Source organism: Mycolicibacterium septicum DSM 44393 (assembly GCF_000455325.1).
GTDB classification, from domain to species: domain Bacteria; phylum Actinomycetota; class Actinomycetes; order Mycobacteriales; family Mycobacteriaceae; genus Mycobacterium; species Mycobacterium septicum.
Map to the genome: position 1 here is coordinate 1,238,536 of NZ_HG322952.1, position 23,682 is coordinate 1,262,217.

21 protein-coding genes and 2 pseudogenes are annotated in these 23,682 nt (G+C 69.5%); 4 read left to right on the forward strand and 19 right to left on the reverse strand.

Annotated features, from left to right (window positions below):
* Window positions 1-130: 130 nt before the first annotated feature.
* The 14 genes and pseudogenes from TX88_RS25825 to TX88_RS25890 form a co-directional block, all read right to left on the reverse strand.
* On the reverse strand, window positions 131-946 hold the full coding sequence (locus TX88_RS25825; protein WP_044520869.1) for a type III pantothenate kinase: 816 nt from the start codon (window positions 944-946) through the stop codon (window positions 131-133).
* Entirely contained in the window at window positions 946-1,362 is a 417-nt protein-coding gene (panD, locus tag TX88_RS25830) for an aspartate 1-decarboxylase (RefSeq protein ID WP_044520871.1), read from the reverse strand. Before panD ends, TX88_RS25825 begins: the two co-directional genes overlap by 1 nt.
* Window positions 1,362-2,306, reverse strand: coding sequence for a pantoate--beta-alanine ligase (panC, locus tag TX88_RS25835; protein WP_044520873.1), 945 nt, complete (start codon window positions 2,304-2,306; stop codon window positions 1,362-1,364). The genes panD and panC overlap by 1 nt, the downstream gene beginning before the upstream one ends.
* Window positions 2,303-3,274: a Rossmann-like and DUF2520 domain-containing protein gene (locus TX88_RS25840; protein WP_044520876.1), complete on the reverse strand. Its 972-nt coding sequence runs from the start codon at window positions 3,272-3,274 to the stop codon at window positions 2,303-2,305. Before TX88_RS25840 ends, panC begins: the two co-directional genes overlap by 4 nt.
* Before the next feature lie 82 nt (window positions 3,275-3,356).
* The gene (locus TX88_RS25845; protein WP_084622176.1) at window positions 3,357-4,880 is read right to left on the reverse strand and encodes a DUF6779 domain-containing protein; all 1,524 of its coding nucleotides are present in this window, start codon (window positions 4,878-4,880) and stop codon (window positions 3,357-3,359) included.
* A 77-nt stretch (window positions 4,881-4,957) separates the two neighbouring features.
* On the reverse strand, window positions 4,958-5,434 hold the full coding sequence (locus TX88_RS25850; protein WP_044520878.1) for a DUF3180 domain-containing protein: 477 nt from the start codon (window positions 5,432-5,434) through the stop codon (window positions 4,958-4,960).
* On the reverse strand, window positions 5,434-5,970 hold the full coding sequence (gene folK / locus TX88_RS25855; RefSeq protein WP_044520879.1) for a 2-amino-4-hydroxy-6-hydroxymethyldihydropteridine diphosphokinase: 537 nt from the start codon (window positions 5,968-5,970) through the stop codon (window positions 5,434-5,436). Before folK ends, TX88_RS25850 begins: the two co-directional genes overlap by 1 nt.
* A complete protein-coding gene (folB, locus tag TX88_RS25860; protein WP_044520880.1) occupies window positions 5,967-6,338 on the reverse strand; it encodes a dihydroneopterin aldolase in 372 nt (123 codons plus the stop codon). The genes folK and folB overlap by 4 nt, the downstream gene beginning before the upstream one ends.
* Complete coding sequence (gene folP, locus TX88_RS25865) at window positions 6,331-7,140, reverse strand: dihydropteroate synthase (RefSeq protein ID WP_110918200.1); 810 nt, start codon at window positions 7,138-7,140, stop codon at window positions 6,331-6,333. The genes folB and folP overlap by 8 nt, the downstream gene beginning before the upstream one ends.
* A 44-nt stretch (window positions 7,141-7,184) precedes the next feature.
* A complete protein-coding gene (gene folE, locus TX88_RS25870) occupies window positions 7,185-7,802 on the reverse strand; it encodes a GTP cyclohydrolase I FolE (RefSeq protein WP_044520882.1) in 618 nt (205 codons plus the stop codon).
* A gap of 19 nt (window positions 7,803-7,821) precedes the next feature.
* On the reverse strand, window positions 7,822-10,137 hold the full coding sequence (gene ftsH / locus TX88_RS25875; protein ID WP_044520883.1) for an ATP-dependent zinc metalloprotease FtsH: 2,316 nt from the start codon (window positions 10,135-10,137) through the stop codon (window positions 7,822-7,824).
* 127 nt (window positions 10,138-10,264) lie between these two features.
* Window positions 10,265-11,146 carry a DNA-binding transcriptional regulator gene (locus TX88_RS25880; protein ID WP_044520887.1) on the reverse strand — a complete coding sequence of 294 codons (882 nt, stop codon included), beginning with the start codon at window positions 11,144-11,146 and terminating at the stop codon, window positions 10,265-10,267.
* Window positions 11,143-12,355 (reverse strand): annotated as a pseudogene (locus TX88_RS25885) (saccharopine dehydrogenase family protein). Before TX88_RS25885 ends, TX88_RS25880 begins: the two are co-directional and overlap by 4 nt.
* On the reverse strand, window positions 12,352-13,377 hold the full coding sequence (locus TX88_RS25890) for an alpha/beta hydrolase family protein (RefSeq protein WP_409365894.1): 1,026 nt from the start codon (window positions 13,375-13,377) through the stop codon (window positions 12,352-12,354). Before TX88_RS25890 ends, TX88_RS25885 begins: the two are co-directional and overlap by 4 nt.
* A 91-nt stretch (window positions 13,378-13,468) precedes the next feature.
* On the opposite strand from TX88_RS25890, the gene TX88_RS25895 reads away from it, so the two are divergent.
* Genes TX88_RS25895 through TX88_RS25910 form a run of 4 tightly spaced genes read left to right on the forward strand, consistent with a single transcriptional unit; the run spans window position 13,469 to window position 17,333 of the window.
* Window positions 13,469-14,392: an alpha/beta fold hydrolase gene (locus TX88_RS25895; RefSeq protein ID WP_167333306.1), complete on the forward strand. Its 924-nt coding sequence runs from the start codon at window positions 13,469-13,471 to the stop codon at window positions 14,390-14,392.
* A complete protein-coding gene (locus TX88_RS25900) occupies window positions 14,389-15,576 on the forward strand; it encodes an LLM class flavin-dependent oxidoreductase (RefSeq protein ID WP_044520892.1) in 1,188 nt (395 codons plus the stop codon). Before TX88_RS25895 ends, TX88_RS25900 begins: the two co-directional genes overlap by 4 nt.
* Window positions 15,576-16,586: a zinc-binding dehydrogenase gene (locus TX88_RS25905; protein WP_044520896.1), complete on the forward strand. Its 1,011-nt coding sequence runs from the start codon at window positions 15,576-15,578 to the stop codon at window positions 16,584-16,586. Before TX88_RS25900 ends, TX88_RS25905 begins: the two co-directional genes overlap by 1 nt.
* Before the next feature lie 21 nt (window positions 16,587-16,607).
* Window positions 16,608-17,333: an SIMPL domain-containing protein gene (locus TX88_RS25910; RefSeq protein WP_044520899.1), complete on the forward strand. Its 726-nt coding sequence runs from the start codon at window positions 16,608-16,610 to the stop codon at window positions 17,331-17,333.
* A 94-nt stretch (window positions 17,334-17,427) separates the two neighbouring features.
* On the opposite strand, the gene TX88_RS25915 is transcribed toward TX88_RS25910, so the two are convergent.
* From TX88_RS25915 to dacB, 5 genes and pseudogenes are all read right to left on the reverse strand, one after another.
* Window positions 17,428-19,653 (reverse strand): molybdopterin oxidoreductase family protein, encoded by a 2,226-nt coding sequence (locus tag TX88_RS25915; protein WP_044520902.1) that lies wholly within the window; start codon window positions 19,651-19,653, stop codon window positions 17,428-17,430.
* 19 nt (window positions 19,654-19,672) lie between these two features.
* Complete coding sequence (gene hpt / locus TX88_RS25920; protein WP_044520903.1) at window positions 19,673-20,251, reverse strand: hypoxanthine phosphoribosyltransferase; 579 nt, start codon at window positions 20,249-20,251, stop codon at window positions 19,673-19,675.
* Between the two features lie 45 nt (window positions 20,252-20,296).
* Window positions 20,297-21,253, reverse strand: a complete 957-nt coding sequence (gene tilS, locus TX88_RS25925; protein WP_044520906.1) for a tRNA lysidine(34) synthetase TilS — start codon at window positions 21,251-21,253, stop codon at window positions 20,297-20,299.
* Window positions 21,232-22,299, reverse strand: a complete 1,068-nt coding sequence (locus TX88_RS25930) for an Rv3626c family coenzyme F420 biosynthesis-associated protein (protein ID WP_110918201.1) — start codon at window positions 22,297-22,299, stop codon at window positions 21,232-21,234. The genes tilS and TX88_RS25930 overlap by 22 nt, the downstream gene beginning before the upstream one ends.
* A pseudogene (dacB, locus tag TX88_RS25935) lies at window positions 22,296-23,674 on the reverse strand (D-alanyl-D-alanine carboxypeptidase/D-alanyl-D-alanine endopeptidase). Before dacB ends, TX88_RS25930 begins: the two are co-directional and overlap by 4 nt.
* Between the last annotated feature and the right edge of the window lie 8 nt (window positions 23,675-23,682).

Sequence of the window (23,682 nt, forward strand, 5' to 3'; positions counted from 1 at the left end):
CGCGGGCGCGCAATTGCACGCCGACAAGCCGGCGGCTCCCGGCCACGAGCCAATGGACCGGCGGTTCAACGGCATACCCGCGTCCCGGCGGGGTCAGGCTGCGACCCAGGTGTGCACAACCTCACACCGCTCACCTGGCCGGCTTGAGCCGTCCACGCTGGCTGTCCCGGTTGCGCTCGAACACCAGCCGCAGGCCGTCGAGGGTGAGATGGCGGTCGTAGTGCTCGACGGTGCGCAGGTCCGGCAGCACCAGCGGCGCCGTGTGGCCGGTGGCCACCACCGCGACGTCGCTGCCGGAGAAGCCGTCGACGTCCTCGCGGATCCGGCTGACCAGTCCGTCCACCAGTCCGGCGAACCCGAAAACCGCACCGGCCTGCATGCATTCCACGGTGTTCTTTCCGATCACCGAACGCGGCCGGGTCAACTCGACCCGGCGCAGCGCGGCCGAGCGGGCGGCCGCGGCGTCGGAGGACACCTGCACACCGGGCGCGATCGCCCCGCCGAGGAACTCCCCCTTTGCCGACACCACATCGACACAGATCGACGAGCCGAAATCGACGATGATCGCCGCGGTGCCGTACTTGTGATAGGCGGCAAGACAATTCACGATGCGGTCGGCGCCGACTTCCTTCGGGTTGTCGACCAGCAGCGGGATGCCGGTACGCACCCCCGGCTCGATCAGCACATGCGGCACCGTCGGCCAGTACTGCTCGAGCATCAGACGCACCTCGTGCAGCACCGAGGGCACGGTGGACAGCCCCGCGGCCCCGGTCAGACGCTCGGAGTCGTCACCGATCAGGCCGTCGATGGTGAGCGCCAACTCGTCGGCCGTCACCTCGGATTCGGTCCGGATCCGCCACTGCTGCACCACCTTCGCGTGATCACCTGTACCGGAGATCAACCCTACGATGGTGTGGGTGTTGCGGACGTCGATGGCGAGCAGCATCAGCGGGGCGACATCAGTTCGGACACGTCCTCGGGGACGTACGCCGGATCGTGGCCGTGATCGCCGAGATCGATCTGCTTGTTGTCCGCGTCCACGAATACGATCCGCGGCTGGTAGGCGCGGGCCTCGGCGTCCTCCATCACCCCGTAGGCGATCAGGATGACCAGATCGCCCGGGTGAATGAGATGCGCTGCGGCACCGTTGATCCCGATCACGCCGGTGCCACGTTCGCCGGTGATGGCGTACGTCACCAGCCGGGCACCGTTGTCGATGTCGACGATCGTCACCTGCTCGCCTTCGAGCAGATCGGCGGCCTCCATCAGGTCGGCGTCGATGGTCACCGAGCCCACATAGTGCAGATCGGCCTGCGTCACCGTGGCGCGGTGAATCTTGGATTTCAGCATGGTGCGCTGCATCAGTTCCTCCAGGGCAGTTCGTGATTGTCGCCGTCGCCGACGCGAGGGTGTCCATCGATTCCGGCGGACGCTCCGATATCTACAGAGATGTTGTCCAGCAGGCGGGTTCGGCCCAGCCGGGCCGCGACCAGCAGCCGGGCCTGACCCTCACCCGGCGCGGGGCCCAGCATCGGGTCGCGCACTTCCAGGTAGTCGACGTCGATGGCCGGTACCTCGTCGAGCACTCCCCGGGCCGCGTCGATGGCCGCCGCCGCCCCGCCCGCCGCGGCGTACTTGCCGGCCAGCAGGGCCGCCGACAGAGCTCCGGCCTGATCCCGCTCGTCGGCATCCAGGTATCGATTGCGCGATGACATCGCCAGGCCATCGGATTCCCGGACGATGGGAACCCCGACGATCTGCACGTCGACATTGAGATCGGTGACCATCTGCCGAATCAATGCCAGTTGCTGATAGTCCTTTTCGCCGAAGAAAGCCCGGTCGGGCCGGACGATCTGGAGCAGCTTGAGCACGACGGTCAGCACGCCGGCGAAATGGCCGGGGCGCGCGGCCCCTTCGAGCTCACCGCCGCCGGGCCCGGGCTCCACGCTGGTCCGCGGCCCGTCCGGGTACATCCCTGAACCGGTTGGGGTGAAGGCGATCTCGACCCCTTCGGCACGCAGCGCGGCGAGGTCCTCGTCGAGCGTGCGCGGGTAGGCGTCGAGATCCTCCCCCGCCCCGAACTGCAACGGGTTGACGAAGATCGACACCACCACGACCGCGCCGGGAACGCGCTTGGCCGCGCGGATCAGCGTCAGGTGGCCCTCGTGCAGCGCGCCCATGGTGGGCACGAGGGTGACCCGGCGCCCGCTGGCGCGCAGGGCCCGGCTGACCGCCGCGACATCGGCCGGTGCCGAGTAGACGTTCAGTTCACCGGCGACGAACTTGGGAGGGTTGCTCTGGGTCATCCTTGACTCGTTTCAGGGCTGGTTTCCGGGCCTGTATCTGAGAGCACCGCGAAGACGTCCAGGGGCGCATGCGCGCGTTGGGCGGTACGCAGTGAGTCGGCCCGATATGCCTGGGCCAGTTGGGGATCCAATGCGCGCAGGGCTCTCAGGTGAGCGCCCACCGCTGCTGCGTCGCCGCGTGCAACGGGTCCGGTCAACGCGGCCTGGCCGCGTTGCAGCGCGTTTTCCAGCGCGGCCCGGGCCAGCGGGCCCACCACCCGCTCGGGCAGCCCGCCGGGCGCATCGCCGACGAGTTCCTGGCCGAGCAGTTCCTCACCGCGCAGCGAGGCCCGCAGCGTGTCGACGGCGTCGAGCACCAAGGTGACCAGGTGATTGCTGGCATGCGCCAGCGCCGCGTGGTACTGCGTCCGCGCGTGCTCGGGCACCCGGAACGGCTCCCCACCGATCTCCAGCACCAGCGACTGGCCGATCGCGTAACCGACTTCGTCGGCCGCGGTGATGCCGAAACACGTATCGGGCAACCGCGCGAGGTCCTCGTCGGAGCCGGTGAACGTCATCGCCGGATGGATGGCGAGCGGAATGCACCCCTGCTCGGTCAGCGGGGCCAATACCGCGACCCCGTTGGCACCGGAGGTGTGCACCACGATGGTGCCGGGCCGCACCACGCCGGTCGCAGCAAGACCGGACACCAGCGATGGCAGCTCCGCGTCCGGAACCGTCAACAGCAGCAGCTCAGCGCGCTGCGCCACGTCGGGGACGGGAAGGATCGAGGTATCCGGCAGCCTGCGCTGTGCCCGCAGCCGGGAGGCCTCGGAGATGGCACTGCAGGCCACCACCACGTGCTCGACCCGTTCCAGGGCATAGCCGAGCGCCGTGCCCACCCGGCCCGCCGAAATGACGCCGACGCTGAGCCTGGCAGGACGCAATCCCTCAGGAGGGGACCACCCGTTTGCAGGGGGCTGCTCCATCGCAGACGACCTCACAGGATGAATAGGTTTCAGTCGTTCCAGTCCCGCGTTGCGGGTACCGGACGGTCGTCACGAGACTAGCTCACTCGTCGCGGCGCCTGCGACGCCCGCCTTCGGCAGGGGCGGACTGAAACCGTGCCAGCAGCTCGTTTACCGACTGCCCGTCGGCATGGTGCCCGTTCGCCGGCTCGGGTTCGGGTTCGCTGCGGTGCCGTGATCCCCGCCGGGGCGGCTCGGGCGGTTGCGACGATTCGGTGGCCAATGCCGGCGACGGCTGGGCCGGTTCTGGCCGGCCGGGATCCGAAGTCTCGGCCGCGGCGGAGTGCCGGCCACGGGGCGGCGGCTCGGGAGCTTGGCCTGCCGACATCGCGGGGGCCGGTGTCGGGATCGGTTCCGGCGCTGGTTCCGGGATCGGTTCCGGAGCTGGTTCGGGGGCCGGCGCCGAGGTTTCCTCCGGTGTCGAATCAGGGGCACGGCGCCTGCCGACGTACTCGGCCGAGGTTCCGTTCTGGGCCACCGGCGCGGCCCAGTTGCTGCCGGGGGCGCCAGCGGGGATCCACTGCCCCTCGGCGGGAGCCGGTTGCCAGCCCGTGGCCGCGGGTTCGGCAGCAGGCGCAGGTGTACTGACCGGCTCCGGTTCGGGGGCCTCGATCGTCGGCGACGGCTGCATCGGCGGCATGGCCGGCGGCGGTGGCGGCGGTGCCCACGTGGACGGCGGCTCCGGCTGCCTGCGCGCGGCCGGTTGCGGCTCGGGCCTGGGCTGCGGCTGGGGTTGCGGTTCCGGTCGGGGCTCGGGCCGAGGCGCAGGCTGGGGCTCCGGCCGGGACACGGGCTGCGGTTCCGGTCGAGGCTGAGGCTGGGGTTCCGGCTGACGCGGGGGTTCCGGCTGGCGCTGGGGCTCCGGCTGGCGTGCGGCGTCCTGCTGGCGCCGGCGGCGACGGGGCTGTTCACCGGCAGGCATCGGTCGCGACGGCAGACGATGCGCACCACCCGAGGTCGCCCAGTCGTTCTCCGGCGGATGCGGCTCGGCCGGAACGTCGATGATCGGGCTTTCCTCGGTACGCGACGTCCGAATGTCGGTAACCTCGACGGGCGGCACATCCAGGCGGCTGGCGGTCACCCGGCCTGCGGTGCGCACCGCGCTCTTGTCGGTCTCGATGGCCGGGCGGTGCACCAGGTCCGTGTCGAACAGGATCTCCAGGTTCGCCCGCAATGCGGCCAGCTCGGAACGCAGCGCGGCAACCTCGTCGGCCGCCTGTGCGCGCAGTTCGGAGGCCAGCTCCCGGCGCAGCTGGGTCTCGACGGTCAGCTCGTACTCCCGCCGCGCCGAGATCTCCCGATCCAGCTGCAGGTCGTAGACGAACTTCAGATCCCGGGCCTTGGCCTGGTCCAGGTCACTCTGGCGTCGGTAGATGACGGAGACGAAGGCCGCCACCACTGCAGCCCACAGGGCCAGGATGACGGCGAGCTTCAGCAACTCGACGCGATCGGTGAACACCAATGCGGAACTGGCCAGAATGGCGAGTACCAGCAATACCGTTAAGAGCAGCCAGCCTGGCCTTCGGCCGCCGCGCCGTGGCCGACCACCGCGGGGCAGAACGGTCATGCGCCGACTGTACCCGTCACCGGTCATCCAGCCTGGCGACCACCACGGCGATTCGGGCAACTACCTCAGACAATCCGTCACTCGGGCGCAGTGTCCCCGTTGTCCGGCGGTTCCTCGGGGGACTTGCAGCAGTGCTGCAGCCACACCGCCGCGACGGCCAGCGCCAGGGCACTGACCGCGGCCACCGCCGCGCCGGGGGTGTCCTCGCCGGCCACCCGCAGTTCGCCGCGCCGCGGCAGCAGGTACACCAGCACACCGATCCACCAGCCCGCGACGACGGCGCCGACCCAGGCCGAGGCCTTGGCGATCACGACCGACCGGGCCACTGTGAGCGGGTGCAACCGGCCTGCGCCGACCCCGATCTGCCCGTCGTTGATCTTGGCCCGCACGTAGAACGCCCAGCCCGCCTCGACGAGCGCGACGGCCAGCAGCGAGAGCCCGGTCCACACCGTCAGCGGCGGGAACCAGCGGTAGAGCACCCCGATCAGGATGTAGCCGACGATGGCGACGACAACGACCGCGCCGGCCAGGTCGCGCTTGCGGGTCGGGCCCATCAGTCCGCCACGGGTTCGGTGTCGAAGTCCAGCGCCAGGTCGGTGCGCCTGACCCCGGCCCGTTCGGCCGGGTCGATCTCCTCGAGCAGGTGCGCCACCCGCCGTGTTCGGCCGACCACCGTCAGCGTGGCATCCGGATCCACTGCCAACCACGGGATCAGGACGAAGGCGCGCAGGTGGGCCAGCGGGTGCGGCAACGTGAGGTCGTCGTCGCGGGAAAGCACCTCGACGTCACCCTCGTGGCACGTGACCAGGTCGACGTCGAGGGTGCGCGGGCCCCACCGCTGCTCCCGGACCCGGTCCGCCTCCTGCTCGAATTGTTGCCCCCGCCGCAGCCAGCCATGGCAGTCGAGGTCCGGGTCGTCGGCGATCAACACCGCGTTCAGGAACGGTCCCTGCTCGACTCCGCCCCAGGCGTCGGTCTCGAACACCGGCGACACCGCGCGCACCGCCGTCCCCAGTCCGTCGACCACCGACTGCAACCGGGCCAACCGGTCGCCCAGGTTCGACCCGATCGAAAGGACAGTGGTGGTCACAGCGTGCCCCTGCGGGACCGCCGGGCCACCACCGCGACATCGTCGAACGTCAGAGGAATCGGGGCGCTGGGCTTGTGCACCACAACCTCGACCGCGTGCAGACGCTCGTCGGCCATGACGGCGTCGGCGATCTCGGCCGAGACCGTCTCGATCAAGTTGCGCGGCGGCCCCGCGACGATGTCCGCCGCCCGCTGGGCCAGCGCGCCGTAATCCAGGGTGTCCGCCAGATCGTCGGTGGCCGCCGCCCGGCGCAGGTCCACCCACGCCGTGATGTCGACGACGAACTCCTGCCCATCGCGGCGCTCGTAGTCGAAGACACCGTGATTGCCGCGAACCCGCAAGCCGCGCAACTCAATTCGATCAGCCAACCCGACCTCCAGATTCCCAGGCTTCCAGCACCGCGAGCGCGTCGACGGAGGCCACCACATCGTGCACCCGAACACCCCAGGCCCCGTGCTGGGCGGCCAGCATCGAGATCGCGGCCGTGGCCGTCTCCCGGCCGTCCGGTGGCCGGGGTGTCCCGTCCGCGCCGGCCAGCAAGGAACCCAGAAAACGCTTGCGTGACGCACCCACCAACACCGGGATCCCGGTGGCGATGAATTCGGGCAGCGCGTGCAGCAAGGCCCAATTGTCTTGGGCGGTCTTGGCGAATCCCAGGCCCGGGTCGATGATCAGCCGCTGCGGGTCGACGCCCGCGGCGACCGCGGCGTCGACGGCACCGAGCAGTTCGGCCCGGACCTCGGCCACCACGTCGCCGTAACCCGGGGCGTGATGCGGCTGCTCGGCGCCGACCGAGCGCCAGTGCATCAGGATCCACGGCGCCTTCGCCTCGGCGAGCAGGGGTGCCATGTTCGGGTCGGCCAGGCCGCCGGACACGTCGTTGACGATCTGCGCGCCGCTTTCCAGCGCGACCGTCGCCACGTCGGCGTGCATGGTGTCGATGCTGACGGTGATCCCTTGGGCGGCAAGCGCTTCGATCACAGGAGCGACGCGGGCCGCCTCCACCGCAGGGTCCACCCGCACCGCACCGGGACGGGTCGATTCCCCACCCACATCGATGATCGCTGCCCCCGCGGCCGCAAGCGCCAGCCCGTGTTCGACGGCGCGGTCGCGGTCGATGAACCTGCCGCCGTCGGAGAACGAATCGTCGGTCACGTTCACCACGCCCATGACCTGCACGGGCGTTCCGCGAGGGACAATCGGGCCGGGTGGGTTCACTTCCGGAGGATGAGTTCCAGCGCCTCGGCCCGGGATGCCTTGTCGGTCTTGAACTGTCCCCGCACCGCGGAGGTGGTGGTGACCGCGCCCGGTTTACGGACACCGCGCATCGCCATGCAGAGGTGCTCGGCCTCGATCACCACGATGGCCCCGCGCGGATCGAGCTTCCGCATGAGCGCGTCCGCGATCTGGGCGGTCAGGCGTTCCTGCACCTGAGGCCGCTTCGAGTACAGGTCGACAAGTCGGGCGATCTTCGACAATCCGGTCACCCGGCCGTCGACGCCGGGGATGTATCCGACGTGCGCCACCCCGTGGAACGACACCAGATGGTGCTCGCAGGTGGAGTACAGCGGGATCTGCTTGACCAGCACGAGCTCGTCGTGCTCCTCGTCGAAGGTGGTGTTGAGCACCGCGTCCGGGTCCGTGTACAGACCCGCCATCAGCTCCTTGTACGCACGCGCCACCCGAGCAGGGGTGTCCAGCAGACCCTGACGGTCGGGGTCCTCGCCGATGGCGATCAGCAATTCACGAACGGCCGCCTCGGCCCGGGGTTGGTCGAACACCCGCGTGGCCGTATCGGTGTTGTTGTGATGCTCGCGCAGCGACTGCGACATCGAAGCCTCCGTTCTCGGATCAGCCGTGGGCCGGCGGGTTGGGCCGGTCGGCCCGCTCAGGTCCACCGTCCTGGCCCGCTTCCTCGTTCGGATTCGGCTGACCGGGATGAGGATAAGGCTGGTACGGGTACGGCTGGGGCTGTTGCCATCCCGACGGATGCGGCGGCGGGTACCAGTAACCCTGCTGTTGCTGGGGCGGCTGGTATCCGGGCTGCGACGGCGCGGGCGGCCAGCCCGGGGCGTGCCAGCCGGCCGGGGCACCGTAATCGGGCTGGGTCGAGCCATTCTGGTTCGACCCGTTCGGCGGCGCACCGTTGGTCCCGGCCCCGTTGGTCTCGTTCGCGCGCTCGGCCTCGCGGCTGGCGGCGGCGATGGCAGCCTTGAACGCGGGCTCCGGTACCGGCGGCGGCCACGGCTCGCCACGCTCGATGGCGATCTCGCCCGGGGTCTTGATCGGCGGCTTGTCCGACGGCACCCGGCCACCGAAGTCGTCGAACATGGTCAGCCGGGGACGCTTCTTCACGTCACCGAAGATCGCCTCCAGCTCGACGCGGTGCAGCGTCTCCTTCTCCAGGAGCTCACCGGCCAGGGTGTCGAGCACGTCGCGGTACTCGCTGAGGATCTCCCACGCCTCGGTGTGCGCGGCCTCGATCAGCTTGCGCACCTCGTCGTCGATGTCGCGGGCCACCTCGTGGCCGAAGTCGGCCTGGGTACCCATGGTGCGGCCCAGGAACGGATCGCCGTGCTCGGTGCCGTAACGCACGGCGCCGAGCTTGGAGCTCATGCCGTACTCGGTGACCATCGCACGGGCGATCTTGGTGGCCTGCTCGATGTCGGACACCGCACCCGTGGTGGGCTCGCGGAAGACCAGCTCCTCGGCAGCACGGCCACCCATGGCGAACACCAGCCGGGCGATCATCTCCGAGCGGGTCATCAGGCCCTTGTCGTCCTCGGGGACTGCGACGGCGTGGCCGCCGGTGCGGCCGCGGGCCAGGATCGTCACCTTGTAGATCGGCTCGATGTCGGGCATCGCCCACGCGGCCAGGGTGTGCCCGCCCTCGTGGTAGGCGGTGATCTTCTTTTCCTGCTCGCTGATGATGCGGCCCTTGCGGCGCGGGCCACCCACGACGCGGTCGACGGCCTCTTCCAGCGCCGCACCGGTGATGACGGTGCCGTTCTCGCGGGCGGTCAGCAGCGCGGCCTCGTTGATGACGTTGGCCAGATCCGCGCCGGACATGCCGACGGTGCGCTTGGCCAGCCCGTCCAGGTCGGCGTCGGGGGCGATCGGCTTGCCCGCCGAGTGCACCTTGAGCACCGCGCGACGGCCGGCGAGGTCGGGGTTGGACACCGGGATCTGCCGGTCGAAGCGGCCGGGCCGCAGCAGGGCCGGGTCGAGGATGTCGGGCCGGTTGGTGGCCGCGATCAGGATGACGCCCTGGCGGTCGCCGAAACCGTCCATCTCGACCAGCAGCTGGTTGAGGGTCTGCTCACGTTCGTCGTGACCGCCGCCCATGCCCGCGCCGCGCTGACGGCCGACGGCGTCGATCTCGTCGACGAAGATGATGCACGGGCTGTTGGCCTTGGCCTGCTCGAACATGTCACGCACGCGGGACGCGCCGACGCCGACGAACATCTCGACGAAGTCCGAACCGGAGATGGTGAAGAACGGAACCCCGGCTTCACCCGCGACCGCGCGGGCCAGCAGGGTCTTGCCGGTGCCGGGCGGGCCGTAGAGCAAAACGCCCTTGGGGATCTTGGCGCCCAGCGCCTGATAGCGGCTGGGGTTCTGCAGGAAGTCCTTGATCTCGTAGAGCTCCTCGACCGCCTCGTCGACGCCGGCAACGTCGGCGAAGGTGGTCTTGGGCATGTCCTTGCCGAGTTGCTTGGCCTTGGACTTGCCGAAGCCGAAGCCCATCCGGCCGCCGCCCTGCATGCGGGAGAACATCACGAACAGGCCGACCAGCAACAGCAGCGGCAGCATGTAGATCAGCATCGAGCCGAGGAAGCTGCCCTGGTTGACCGTGGTGCCGAACTTGATGTTCTTGGTGGCCAGCTGATCGGCCAGCTTCAGGGCGTAGCCGGTCGGGTATTTGGTGATGACCTTGTCGGAGTTCTCGGTCTCTTCTTTGCCGCTCTTCAGATCGAGACGCAGCTGCTGTTCGCGGTCGTCGATCTGGGCGCTGTTGACGTTGTCAGCGCTGATCTGGGCCACCGCCACCGAGGTGTCGACGGGTTTGTAGCCACGCGTGTCGTCGCTGAAATAGAAAAACGACCAGCCCAGCAACAGCACGACCGCGATCACGGTCAGCGTACGGATCACATTTTTGCGGTTCATCGATCACTCGGCCGAGTTCGGCCCGGTCCTTCCAACGTGCGCAGTTGAGACATTCAAGGCTACCGCTAGACCAACGTCCGGCAGTTCCCGACGGTATCCAGCCCTACCACCGGCACCTGAAGTGCCCTTACTCGCGGACGATGCCTGCCACTTCCGCGATGACATCGCCGTACCAGCGGAAGAGTTTCAAGGGCTCGGGCTGATCGTCTTGCAGCAGGTCCGACCAGCAATCCACGACCGCGGCCCGGGCCGCGGTACCGATCCACGGCTGCGGCAACAGTTGGGGTGGCAGCAGCGGATCCGGCTCCACGGCTCGGGTGAACTCCGCGGCCAGCTCGATAGCGATGCTGAGCCGGGTCGCCCGGGCGGCCCCGGCCAGCTCCTGCGCCGCCCGTCGCGCCGTTGCCAGGAGGCGACGATGACCGTCGGCGATGCGATCGAGCGGCCACAGGGCTTCGGCGAGAGCCCGGGCCTCGCTGACACCGCCGACCGTGAGGTCGGTCGTGGTGAGGGTGGTGACGCGATCGGCGACGCCGAACCGGTCGGCCGCGGCCTGCACGTATGGCTCCCATTCGTTGGGTGAGACGTACAGGCCGCCCTGGACGGGGGCACCGCCCAGCCGGAGGACGGCGTCGCGCATCGAGTCGCGGGCCGATCGCGCGGACTCGCCGATGGCAAAGGCCACCACATGCCACCGGCCATCCCAGTCAGCCTGTCCACGGTCCTGGGCGTACATGTAGCGGACGAACTCCAGATCCGGCTCGATGGTGCTGCGCATCTCCGGCGTCGCCCGCAACACCGCCTTGCGCCCGCGGCCATCCTGGACGAACTGTCCTTCGGCCACCAGACGTTTGATGCACAACCGCACCTGCTGGTCGCTCATCCCGAGGGTGTTGGCGACGTCGTAGAGCTCGCCCGCGTCGACCGTGGCGTCCGCACGCAGCATGCTCTCGACCAGGATGCGGGTCGGGACAGCGTGGTCGGCCTCGGTGCGTACCTCAGGGCTCATCGGTACTCATGGTCCACCACGATCAGCGGGGGTGAACCGGTACGCCCGAGTTCGCGATCAAGGTCGGCGAAGAACCGGTCGCTGTCGATCACCGCGTCGGGCGGGTGCACGCCGGCTCGACGGGCGGTGCCGTCGGCGATCTGGGACATGCCGAGCGCCAACGGAATTCCGGTGGCGCGGGCCATGTCTGTCAACAACGCATCGATGCCGGCGGCCGGGTTGAGGTGGGCCAGCACGGCCGTGTCGCGACCGCGGCGATCGCCGAACGCCGCGGCGAAGAAGGGTGGCAGGGTGCCCGGGCCCTTGTTGGTCAGGGCGCGCGGCAACGATCGGATGATGCCCGGGAGATCGGGTTTGGCGATGCGGCGGGCCGCGGTCTCGTTGGTGAGCCGGCCGCCGTCGATGCCCCGGCGCAGCACGTCGAGATAGGCGAGCGCCGACGGACTGATGACCATCAGGTTGGCCGATTCTCCGGTGGGTTTGAGGGTGCGTTGCAGCGTGACCGGTTCGGGGTGCCCGACGGTGTAAGCAGTGCCGCGGCGGCCGCCGGGGAGCTCGAGCGTCACGGGCCGCAGTGGCCGTTGTTCGGTCAGCGAGCCGGCCCGCACTCCGGTGATGGTGCCGCTGCTCTGCTGCATCCAGTGCACGGCGGCGGCCGTCGGTGACCCGTCCGGGCCGATCAGTTGGTCGCGGCCGGCCGCTTCCCCGCCGGCCGTCACGTCGACCGGCCATGCGGTGTAGACATCGCGCACCGAATCCAGTGGAGAGGCCGCCGCCGCGGCGAGCAGATTGCTCACCCCCGGGCTCGCACCCATGCCGATGACCGCGGTCACCCCCGGCGCCCGGGCCGGCGCGTCCAGTTCGAAGCATCTGCTCGGTGGGTTCCCAGTCGTCGCAGATGTCGACATAGTGCGTGCCCGTATCGATCGCGGCCCGCAACACCGTCAGTCCGAATCGGTAATACGGGCCGACGGTGTTGAGCACCAGGTCGGCCTCGCCGAGCGCGTCGAGCAGTCCGGCGCCGTCGGTGACATCCACCCGGCGAGTGCTGACCGGCACGGCGGCATCGGCCAACTCGCGGGCGAGGCGCTCGGCCGCCACGAGATCACGGTCGGCGATGACGATGCACTCGACGCCGCCGCGGTACGCAGCGGTCCGAACGGCGACGGCGCCCATCGCTCCGGCGCCGCCCAGGGCGAGAACTCTCATGGCGTGGTCCTTTCGGGTTGTGTTTCGACGAACCGCCGGAGGGAGTCGAGGTAGCCGGGCGCATACAGCGAGCGCGGCGCGAAAACCGCCACCAGGAACGACCGGACGCCTTGGTCGTGGTCGAGCGGTGCCTTGGCGATGCTGTGCGAGGCATCCGGGAACGTCTGAACGGTCAGCAGGTTCGGCGGCACCTGCGCGCGGTAGACCCGCTCGGTTTCGGCCACGTCGACGTTCCGGTCCTCGGCTCCCAGCATCAGCAGGACCGGGACCTTGATCCCGGCCAGCTGTGGCGTCACGTCGGACGTGTAATTGGTCCGCACGAACCGCCACCGGTCGGCGGACATCGGCGGGTCGTCGATCCCGCTCGCGACGTACCGGCCGTAGTCGGCACCGGCGCGCAGCAGCCGCACCGATTCGGCCCGGCGGCGCAGCGCGGCGGCGATCTCGGCGTCACCGGCTCCTCGCGCCCGCAGTTCGGCCAGCAGGTTGTATTCGCCTTGGCGCAGCCAGTTGATCGCCGGTCCGACCAGGATCATGAACCGCAACTCCGGGTGGCGCACGGCCACCTCGGGCAGCACCCAGCCGGCCTGGCTGATGCCCCACAACCCGACGCGGCGCGGATCGATGTCGCCGCGGCTGCGCGCCCAGGTCAGCACGGCCTCGGTCTCGACGGCGCGGTCATGCATGCTCTGGTGCAGCCAATTACCCTGCGCCCCTTGCACACCGGGCTTGTTCCAGGAGACCGAGGCATAACCGGCCCGGGCGAACGACTCCCACAGCGGCCGATAGAACGAATCGCGAGACGCGTCGGCCGGGCCGTCGCCGTGCACGAAGACCACCAGCCCGTACGGCTTTTCCCCACCGGCCGGCAGGGCGAGGACCGCCTCGAGTGGCTGCGCCGAGCCGGGTATCTCCACATTCTCTTCGGTGATGGCGAAGTCGTTTCGAAGGACGACGACGGCGCCGAGCGTGGCGGCGACGAGGCAGCAGACGGCGATCACCCGGAGGCAGACGCGAAGCATAAAACTATCGTACATGAAACGCCCGTTTTATTTTCGATAGTTATTGATAGGCAGGCTTACGGCGCCGCCGATCCTGTGCTTGGCTGAGACCGTGACCACACCGACCGAACGGTTAGTCGATACAAATGGCGTGACACTGAAGGTGATCGAGGCGGGTGAGCGCGGAAATCCGGTGGTGGTGCTGACCCACGGATTCCCCGAACTCGCGTATTCGTGGCGGCATCAGATCCCGGTGCTCGCGGCCGCGGGCTACCACGTTCTGGCTCCCGATCAGCGCGGCTACGGCGGATCATCACGGCCCGAGGACATCGAGGCGTACAACATCGTCGAACTGACCGCGGACATCGCCGGCCTGCTCGACGACGTCGGCGCAGAGAAGGCCGTGCTGATCGGCCACGACTGGGGCTCGCCGGTGGCCACCAATTTTCCGTTGTTCTTCCCGGACCGGGTCAGCGCCGTGGTGGCCATGAGCGTGCCGCCGGTACCGAGAGCGCCCGCACCCCCGACGCAGATCTGGCGCAAGATCGTCGGAGACAACTTCTTCTACATCCTGTACTTCCAGGAACCCGGTGTCGCCGACGCCGCACTGGGCGCCGACCCGCGGCACTCGTTGCGCCGGTCCCTCGCGATGGAGGGCCTCGCCGAGCCGCTCGAGAACCTGGTCGATCGCCCGTTGCCGCCGCTGCCGGACTGGATCACCGCCGACGAGTTCGAGCACTACGTGCAGGCCTACACGGCCAACGGGTTCACCGGACCGCTGAACTGGTACCGCAACTTCGACCGGAACTGGGAGCTGACCGAGAGCACTCCCGCGCCGACCATCACCGCGCCCACCCTGTTCCTGGCCGGCACCGCCGACCCCGTGCTGGGCTTCACCCCACGCGACCGGGTGCGCGACGTGGTCACCGGCGACTACCGCGAGGTGCTGCTCGACGGCGCCGGACACTGGTTGCAGCAGGAACGGCCCGACGAGGTGAACGCGGCGCTGCTGGAATTCCTGGGAGACCTCAAATGAGCCCTTTGAATTTCGGTGTGTTCATCACCCCCTTCCACCCCGTGGGCCAATCCCCCACCACCGCACTGCAATACGACATGGACCGGGTCGAGGCGCTGGACCGGCTCGGCTACGACGAGGCCTGGTTCGGCGAACACCATTCCGGCGGTTACGAACTCATCGCGTGTCCCGAGGTGTTCATCGCCGCCGCGGCGGAACGGACCAGACACATCCGGCTGGGCACCGGTGTGGTGTCGCTGCCGTACCACCATCCCCTCATGGTCGCCGACCGCTGGGTGTTGCTCGACCACCTCACCCGCGGCCGGGTGATGTTCGGCACCGGGCCGGGCGCGCTGCCGTCCGACGCCTACATGATGGGCATCGATCCGGTGGACCAACGGCCGATGATGCAGGAGTCGCTGGAGGCGATCCTGGCGCTGTTCCGCGCCGCACCCGACGAGCGGATCGACCGCAAGACCGACTGGTTCACGCTGCGCGACGCCGCCCTGCACATCCGCCCCTACACCTGGCCCTATCCCGAGATTTCCACCGCGGCAATGGTTTCCCCATCCGGGCCGCGGCTGGCCGGGGCATTGGGCACGTCCCTGCTGTCCCTGTCGATGTCGGTGCCCGGTGGCTATGCCGCCATCGAGACCACCTGGGAGACGGTGCGCGATCAGGCCGCCAAATCCGGCCGGCCCGAACCGGACCGGAAAAACTGGCGGGTACTGGGCATCATCCACCTCGCCGACACCCGCGAGCAGGCCATCGAGGACTGCACCTACGGCCTGCAGGACTTCGCCAACTACTTCGGCGCGGCCGGCTTCGTGCCGCTTTCCAACGACACAGGACCGGCCCCATCCGCCTACGAGTTCGTGGAAAACTATGCCGCAGGCGGCAATTGCTGTATCGGCACCACCGCCGACGCCATCACCTACATCCAGGACCTGCTGGACCGCTCGGGCGGCTTCGGCACCTTCCTGCTCCTCGGCCACGACTGGGCGCCCCCGGCCGCCACCTTCCATTCCTACGAACTCTTTGCGCGTGAGGTGATCCCGCACTTCAAGGGCCAGCTCACCGCCGCCCGGGCATCCCACGACTGGGCCAAGGGCATGCGGGATCAGCTGCTGGGGCGCGCCGGGCAGGCGATCGTCAACGCGATCACCGAGGCCGTCACCGAGGACGCCACCGAGGAGAAGAGTTGATGCGCGCCGCGGTCCTGCGCGACGGACGGATGGTCGTCCGCGACGATGTGCCCGAACCGACGCCTGGCCCGGGCCAGGTGCTCGTCGAGGTGAAGGCCTGTGGAATCTGTGGCTCCGACCTGCATTTCGCCACCCACGGCGCCGACATGCTGGCTGCGAGCGCCGACCTGGAGGGCGTGCCCGACATCGACATCGACCTGGCCGGTGACGTCTTCATGGGCCACGAGTTCAGCGCCGAGATCCTCGCCGCGGGCCCGGGCACCGAGGCGCCCGCGGCGGGCACCCTGGTGACCTCCGTACCCGTGCTGATCTCGGCCGGCGGCGCCGCACCGATCGTGTACAGCAACACCACCCTGGGCGGATATGCCGAGAAGATGCTGCTGTCGGCACCGTTACTGCTACCGGTACCCAACGGTCTGAGCGCCGAGCACGCCGCGCTCACCGAGCCGATGGCCGTCGGCCTGCATGCGGTCAACGCGTCGCGCGTCGAACCCGGCGAGACGGCGCTCGTCGTCGGCTGCGGCCCGGTCGGCATCGCCATCATCGCCGCGCTGAGACTTCGGGGCGTGGAAACCATTGCGGCGTCGGACTTCTCCCCCGCCCGCCGTGAACTCGCCGCCACGATGGGCGCGCACGTGACGTTGGATCCGGCGGAGGATTCACCGTTCCATCAGTGCAAGCCCGCGGTGGTGTTCGAGGCGGTCGGCGCCCCCGGCGTCATCGACGACGTGCTGCGCCGAGCACCCGCCGGCGTCCGGCTGGTGGTGGCCGGAGTCTGCATGCAGCCCGACACCGTGCACCCGTTCTACGCGATCACCAAACAGATCAACATCCAGTTCGTGTTCGGTTACGACCCCGCCGAGTTCGCGGACTCACTGCGGGCCATCGCCGAGGGCGACATCGACGTCGCACCGATGATCACCGGGACCGTGGGTCTGGACGGCGTGGGCGCCGCGTTCGGTGAACTCGCCTTCCCCGACCGGCACTGCAAAGTCCTGGTGACGCCGTGACGTCCCGGTAGGGTTTTGGTCATGCCGATCGCCGGAAATGCGAAATTGCGGGTCCTCGGCGTTGCCGCGGCGGGATTGATCGCCGTCAGCGCCAGCGCGTGCGATGCGACCTCAGGCCCCGCCGGTGGCGCACCGGACGGCGCCAGGCAGGTGACCGTCGTCGGATCCGGTCAGGTGCAGGGCGTTCCGGACACCCTGACCGCCGACGTGGCGATGGACTTCACCGCGCCGGACGTGTCGGGCGCGCTCAACCAGTCCAGCCAGCGCCAGCAGGCCGTGATCGATGCGCTGGTCGGATCGGGCATCGACCGCAAGGACATCAGCACCACGCAGGTCAGCGTGCAGCCGCAGTTCACCGACAGCAAGATCTCGGGTTACCAGGCCAGCAACGCGATCAAGGTCAAGATCCGCGACACCGCCAAGGCCTCGGCGACCCTGGCACTGATCGCGAGCACCGGAGGCGACGCCACCCGCATCAACTCGGTCAACTACTCGATCGAGGACGACTCGGATCTCGTGCGCGACGCCCGCGCCCGGGCATTCGACGACGCCAAGAACCGCGCCGACCAGTACGCCGGGCTGTCCGGAATGCACCTCGGCAAGGTGATCTCGATATCCGAGCAGTCCGGCGGCTCCACCCCGCCCACGCCCACTCCGATGCCGCGCGCGGCGATGGAAGCGGTTCCGCTGGAACCCGGTCAGCAGACGGTGAACTTCTCGGTGACCGTGATCTGGGAGCTGACCTAGCCGGCAGGCGCGATGTCCCGTTGACTTTGAAACCACGCACACTGCTACCCGCAAAAGTGCAGCGTCAGCTCGAAGTCAACAAGGAGTTTCTGACCTAGCCCGCAGGCGCGATGTCCACGGGGATGCCGTTGAGCACCGCGGTGCCCGACAACGGGTCCAGATGGGTGCCGTCGTTGAGCTGGTTGACGTTCACGCCGGGCCGGCCGGCCGCGAGCTCCTGACCGGTGCCGCCGCGGTCATGACCCCAACCGTGCGGCAGCGAGACCACGCCGCGCCGCATGCCGTCGTCCACCTCGATCGGGGCGAGCAGCTCACCGCCCGGGCCCTTGATCACGGCGATGTCGGTGAGTCCCAGCTCGGCCGCGTCATCGGGGTGGATCTGCAGCGTGCACCGGTTGGAGCCGCCGGACAGCGCCGGGAGGTTGTGCATCCAGCTGTTGTTCGACCGCAGGTGGCGCCTGCCGATCAACAGGAACCCGCCCGCCGTGCGGCCGAGCGCCTCGCGCAGCCGTGCCACGTCGGCGACGATCGGCTCCGGCGCGAGTTCGATTCGCCCGCTCGGGGTTCGCAGGACCTCGGGGACCCGCGGTTTCAGCGGCCCCAGGTCGATCCCGTGCGGGTTGGCCTTCAGCTGCTCCATGGTGAGCCCGTCGGGCTTGGTACCGAACGCGTCGCCGTAGGGTCCGAGCCGCAGCATCATGTCCAGCCGGCGTTCGTAGCCGGGGCCGTCGTACAGCATCGAGGTGAGCTCTTCGACGTCGCGGCCCGCCACCGGTGAGTCGGCGTCGGCGACTTCTTTCGCCAGCGTCGTCGCGATCACCTGCGCGTCGACGAGCGCGGGGTCACCGTCGGCGCCGATGCCGTAGAGGATCAGCGCGATCCGGGACAGGATCTCGGGCTCGTCGGGCCGACCGTCGGTCGGCAGTGCCGGCGACGAGTACCGGACGTTGTTGCGCACCGCGAGGTTGTTGAGTGCGACGTCGAAGTGCGCGCTGCGGGCCGGCGGAGGCGGCGGCAGGATGACGTCGGCGTGGCGGGTGGTCTCGTTGAGGTAGGGATCGATGGACAGCATGAAGTCGACGCGGTCCAGAGCCAGGTCGAGCCGGTCACCGTCCGGCGCGGACAGCACCGGGTTTCCGGCGATCGTGATCATCGCCTTGATCTGGCCCTCGCCGGCGGTGTCGATCTCCTCGGCGAGCGCGGCGGCCGGCAGCTCGGAGAGCACCTCCGGGTAGCCCGAGACCCGGCTCGCCCACCGTCCGGTCTTGAAGCCGCGACCGGGTTTCGGCGGGCGTGGTGCCGGTGCGGCGGCGCCGAGCGCGAACATCGCCCCGCCGGGCCGGTCGAGGTTGCCGGTGAGGATGTTGATGACGTCGACGAGCCAGCTGCCGATGGTGCCGAACTCGACCGTGGACGTGCCCATCCGGCCGTAGACGGCCGCCGTCGGCGCTGCCGCGAGCTCGCGGGCCAGTTCTCTGATCTCGTCGGCGCCCACTCCGCACGCCGGGGCCACGGCCTCGGGGGAGAACTCGTCGGCAAGCGCGCGGAGCTGTTCGACGCCGGTGACGTGGTCGGCGAGCCCACCGAGTGCGACGAGGTCCTCCTCGAACAGCACGTGCACGATGGCGAACAGGAGCGCCGCATCGGTACCGGGCCGGGGCGCGAGGTGGCGGTCGGCGAGCTCGGCGGTGCGGGTGCGGGCCGGGTCGATGACCGTGAGCCGGCCACCGCGTTTGCGCAGTGCGCGCAGCTTGCCGGGGAAATCGGCGGCGGTGGCCAGGCTGCCGTTGGACACCAGCGGATTCGCACCGATGATCACCAGATAGTCGGTGCGGTCGAGGTCGGGGACGGTGAACGCGATCGGGCTGCCGAACGTCAGGCCCAGCGCGACGTGCTTGGGCATCTGGTCGAGCGTGCTGGCGCTGAACACCTGCCGGGTGCCCAGGCCCCGGATGATCAGCGGTGCATACAGGCTGCCGGCGATGGTGTGCGCGTTCGGGTTGCCGAGATACACCCCGACCGAGGCGCCGCCGTGCTCGCCGATCACCGCGCCGAGTCGCTCGGTGATGACGGCGTAGGCCTCGTCCCAGGTGCCCTCGGTCAGCACGCCGTCCCGGCGGATCAGTGGTTGCGTCAGCCGGTCCGGATCGTTGTCGAGTTCACCGAAGCTGGCGCCCTTCGGGCAGATGAATCCCGCGCTGAACACGTCGTCCCGGTCACCGCGGGCGGCGGTCACCCGACCGTCGGAGATGGTGAGTGTCAGGCCGCAGGTGGCTTCGCAGAAGGGGCAGATCCGCAGGGCAGTGCAGGTGTCAGCCATGCGTGCGATTCTGCGCCGCTCAGGGCGTTTCGTACACCTTTGGTTCGAGGGTGCCGATGTAGGGCAGGTCGCGGTAGCGCTCGGCGAAATCCAGTCCGTACCCGACGACGAACTCGTTGGGGATGTCGAAGCCCACGTAGGCGACGTCGAGTTCGGTCTTGACGGCCTCGGGTTTGCGCAGCAGCGTGCACACCCGCAGCGATCGCGGGTGCCGGGTGGCCAGGTTGCGCAGCAACCAGGACAGGGTCAGCCCCGAGTCGATGATGTCCTCGACGATGAGCACGTCGCGGTCATTGATGTCGCGGTCGAGGTCTTTGAGGATGCGCACCACCCCAGAGGACGAGGTGGACGAGCCGTACGAGCTGACCGCCATGAACTCCAGCTGCGTGGGCAGCGGGATGGTCCGGGCCAGATCGGTGACGAACATGACCGCGCCCTTGAGCACGGTGACCAACAGCAGGTCGTCGTTGCCCAGATCGTCTCGGTACTGCTCGGCGATCATCTCGGCGAGTTCGACGGTGCGGGTCCGGATCTGCTCCTCGGACAACAGCACCGATTTGATGTCTCCCGCATACAGCTCGGCAGAGTCGACAGCCACTGCAACAGCGTGCCATGGGAGGGGGCCGCTTTCCAACGCGGATCGCTAGACCGGTTCGGTGTGCATCGTCAGCACGCCGTTGCGCCGCGCCGCGAACAACCGCTGTTTGCGCAGCCCGGAACCGACTGCCACGCCGCCCTGTCCGCGCCAGGCCGTCACCAGCCGGTCGACCCCGCGGATCTGGATGTCGGTCAGATCACACGCGCCACCGTCCAGCAACCAGGCCCGGATCACCCGGCGCCGCAGCGCGTCGGGCAACGGTGCCAACCGGGCCGTGTCCAGTCCGGCCTCGGTACGCGCCCCCGCCAGCGCCTCGCCGGCCAGCGCGTCGAGCGTCTCGGTGTCCTCGCGCAGCGCGGTGGCGGTGCGGGCCAGCGCCTCGGCCACGCCTCCGCCGAGCACGTCCTCCAGCAGCGGCAGCACCTCGTGCCGCAGCCGGACCCGGGTGAACCGGCGGTCGGCATTGTGCGGGTCCTGCCACGGGCTGAGGCCGAGTTCGTCGCAGACCGCATCCGTCAGAGTGCGCCGGACCCCCAGCAGCGGCCGGTGCCACGGCGGGTCGTGCGCGCGCATCCCGGCGATCGATCGGACACCCGATCCGCGGCCCAGCCCCAGCAGCACCGTCTCGGCCTGGTCGTCGAGGGTGTGGCCGAGCAGGACCGGAGCGCCGTCACGGGCCGCATCGAGTGCCGCGTAACGCGCTTGCCGGGCCGCGGCCTCGGGCCCACCGGTTCGGCCGACATCAACTGAAAGGACTTGTGCTGCAACGCACCCCAGGGCCAGCGCTTGCCGTTGGGCGGTTTCGGCGACGGTGTCCGATCCGGCCTGTAGTCGGTGGTCGACGATCAGCGCGGTGGTGGGCCGCAGGTCGGCCGCGACCGCGGCCAGGGCCAGGGAATCCGGGCCGCCGGACAGTGCCACGCACCAGGCCGACCCGTCGATGCTCTGACCGGCGGCCGCCACGGCTTGCCGCAGCGCGGCTACAGCACCCGTTCGATCCATCGTTGCGGTTCGTCGATCTCATCGGGCAGCGGCAGGGTGTCGGAGCTGGACCAGATCGTGTTGAAGCGGGCCATCCCGACCTCCCCCACCACGTGGTCGACGAATGCCTTGCCCCGGGTGTACTGGCTGATCTTGGCGTCGAAGCCGAGCAGCGCGCGGACCACGCGCTGCAGCGGAGGCTGCTTGCGCTGCCTGCGCTCGTCGAAGCGACGCCGGATGGTCGAGACGGTGGGCACCACCGCCGGGCCGACGGCATCCATCACGTGATCGGCATGCCCCTCCAGCAAGGTGCCCAGCACCAACAGCTGATCGAGCGCGCGGCGCTGCGGTTCTGCCTGCACGGCGCGCATCAGGCCGAGGACACCGCTCGAATTCGGGTCCGGGGCCGCCCCGTTGCGTTGATCGCGGACGAACTGCGCGAGCCGGCCCACCACCTCGGCGACGTCCTCGCCGGCATCCTGGGTCAGCACCGCCAGGGCCTGTGACATGTGGTCGGCCAGCCAGGGATTGGCCCGGAACTGCACCCGGTGGGTCACCTCGTGCAGGCATACCCAGAGCCGGAAATCAGCTGGGCTGACCCGCAATTGACGTTCCACCGCGATGACGTTCGGATACACCAGCAACAGCTCGCCACCGTCGGGACCGAACGGATCGTACTGACCGAGGATGCCCGAGGAGATGAACGCCAGCACCGCGCCCGTCTGCGCCCCGGTCACCCGGCCGGTGATGAATCCCGGCTTGTGCTCGTCACTTTCGTCACCGGGTTGGCCACCGGTGGTCATCACCCGCATCGAACGGGTGGCCGCGCGGATCCAGTCGGGACGGTCCACCACGCGGGCCTCCGGCACCTCCGCGCCCTCGATCAGACCCGTCACCTCGCGCACCGGCAGCTCGGCGGCCTTCGAACTCTCCGAGAGCTGCTCGATCACCTGGTTGCGGGTGTAGTCACTGGAGGCCGGAGCCGGCCGGGCCAGCTTCGCCCCCACCGTCGCGGCGAAATCCCAATCGACCGCGCGGCCCGCGGTCATGGTGACCCGGTCGCTCATGTGCCACATCCACACGACCGCAGCACCGCGGCCAACTCGTCGATCGCGGTGCGCCCGGTGGGCCCGGCGTTGTTGGAGATCAGCGCGAACGTCAGCACGCGCCCGTTGTCGTCGGTGACGATGCCGGCCAGCGCATTGGTGCCCGTCAGCGACCCGGTCTTGGCTCGCAGCCAGCCCGCGGCGTCGCGCCCGGCGTCGGTGTCGAGGTAGCGGTTGGACAGCGTGCCGCTGCCGCCCGCGATGGGCAGCAGGTCGACCAACGGCCGCACGGCAGGTTCGGTGTTGCCTGCCGCGATGTTGACCACCTCGTCGAGAATCCGGGCGGTCAGCCGGTCTTCGGTCGACAGCCCGCTGGAATCGACCAGCTTGGCGGCCGACATGTCGATGCCGATGCCCTCCAGTTGGCTCAGCACCGCGTCGACACCCCCGTCGAAGCTCTGCGGCCGGTGTAGTTGGGCGGCCACTTCACGGGCGATCGACTCGGCCATCACGTTGTCGGATTCGTTCATCATCTGGCGCAGGCGCTCGATCAGCGGAGCGGACTGCACCGCGGCGATCTGCTTACCCGGGACCGCACCGGACAGCACCGTCACCGTCGCGGGGTCCACCTTGAGCGCGGCGGCCAGGGCCCGGCCCGCGTCGAGGGCCGGGGTGGTCGACCGCCTGGATTCGACCGTCACCGGCTGGATGCGCCCGCCGTCGAGCATCACCGATTCCATCGGCGCGATGTCACCGCCCTCGATGTCGGCGGGATCCCAGCCCGGCGCCATCGTCGGGCCGCTGTACTCGCTGGTGTCCACCCGGACCGCGGTGACCGTGATGCCGCTGTTGCGCACCTGCTCGGCCAGGTCACTGATGCGGGCCGCGCCCTTGTACCAGGTGTCGGTGTCCTCGGGCGCCGCCGAGAGCGTGGTGTCCCCGCCGCCCTTGAGCACCACCAGCCCCGGCTGGGAGTCGACGGCCAGGACCGTGGTGGCCAGCCGGGCATTGCGGTCCAGGGTCAGCAGTGCGGCCGCCGTCGTCAGCACCTTGTTGACCGAGGCCGGCTGCATCGGCACCCCGGAATTTTGTTCCCACAGTTCGGCGCCCGTCTCGGCGTCGGTGATCCGGCCGGTCACCTCACCGAGATCGGGATTCGCCAGAGCCGGTGCCAGCGCGGCGGCCAGGCCGCTCACGGTGGGGTGGGCGCCGACATGTCCACCGGGACGATCCCCGGGCTGGCGGTCGCGGCAGCGGGTGCCGGCGTCACCGCCTCGGCGTCACTCCACCGGTGCCCGGTGAGCACGGCAGCAACCGCGACGACGGCGGCGACCAGCACCAGGACCACGACGCCAACCGCCACATGGGTGGACTGCCGCCACCGTGTGGGCCGCATATTTCTCC

Coding starts and splice junctions, on each gene's coding strand:
- TX88_RS25825 (WP_044520869.1), bottom strand. CDS start 946: ATGCTGCTCGCCATCGACGTCCGCAACACCCACACCATCGTAGGGTTG.
- panD (WP_044520871.1), bottom strand. CDS start 1,362: ATGCAGCGCACCATGCTGAAATCCAAGATTCACCGCGCCACGGTGACG.
- panC (WP_044520873.1), bottom strand. CDS start 2,306: ATGACCCAGAGCAACCCTCCCAAGTTCGTCGCCGGTGAACTGAACGTC.
- TX88_RS25840 (WP_044520876.1), bottom strand. CDS start 3,274: ATGGAGCAGCCCCCTGCAAACGGGTGGTCCCCTCCTGAGGGATTGCGT.
- TX88_RS25845 (WP_084622176.1), bottom strand. CDS start 4,880: ATGACCGTTCTGCCCCGCGGTGGTCGGCCACGGCGCGGCGGCCGAAGG.
- TX88_RS25850 (WP_044520878.1), bottom strand. CDS start 5,434: ATGGGCCCGACCCGCAAGCGCGACCTGGCCGGCGCGGTCGTTGTCGTC.
- folP (WP_110918200.1), bottom strand. CDS start 7,140: ATGGGCGTGGTGAACGTGACCGACGATTCGTTCTCCGACGGCGGCAGG.
- folE (WP_044520882.1), bottom strand. CDS start 7,802: ATGTCGCAGTCGCTGCGCGAGCATCACAACAACACCGATACGGCCACG.
- ftsH (WP_044520883.1), bottom strand. CDS start 10,137: ATGAACCGCAAAAATGTGATCCGTACGCTGACCGTGATCGCGGTCGTG.
- TX88_RS25880 (WP_044520887.1), bottom strand. CDS start 11,146: ATGAGCCCTGAGGTACGCACCGAGGCCGACCACGCTGTCCCGACCCGC.
- TX88_RS25890 (WP_409365894.1), bottom strand. CDS start 13,377: ATGCTTCGCGTCTGCCTCCGGGTGATCGCCGTCTGCTGCCTCGTCGCC.
- TX88_RS25900 (WP_044520892.1), top strand. CDS start 14,389: ATGAGCCCTTTGAATTTCGGTGTGTTCATCACCCCCTTCCACCCCGTG.
- TX88_RS25905 (WP_044520896.1), top strand. CDS start 15,576: ATGCGCGCCGCGGTCCTGCGCGACGGACGGATGGTCGTCCGCGACGAT.
- TX88_RS25910 (WP_044520899.1), top strand. CDS start 16,608: ATGCCGATCGCCGGAAATGCGAAATTGCGGGTCCTCGGCGTTGCCGCG.
- TX88_RS25915 (WP_044520902.1), bottom strand. CDS start 19,653: ATGGCTGACACCTGCACTGCCCTGCGGATCTGCCCCTTCTGCGAAGCC.
- tilS (WP_044520906.1), bottom strand. CDS start 21,253: ATGGATCGAACGGGTGCTGTAGCCGCGCTGCGGCAAGCCGTGGCGGCC.
- TX88_RS25930 (WP_110918201.1), bottom strand. CDS start 22,299: ATGAGCGACCGGGTCACCATGACCGCGGGCCGCGCGGTCGATTGGGAT.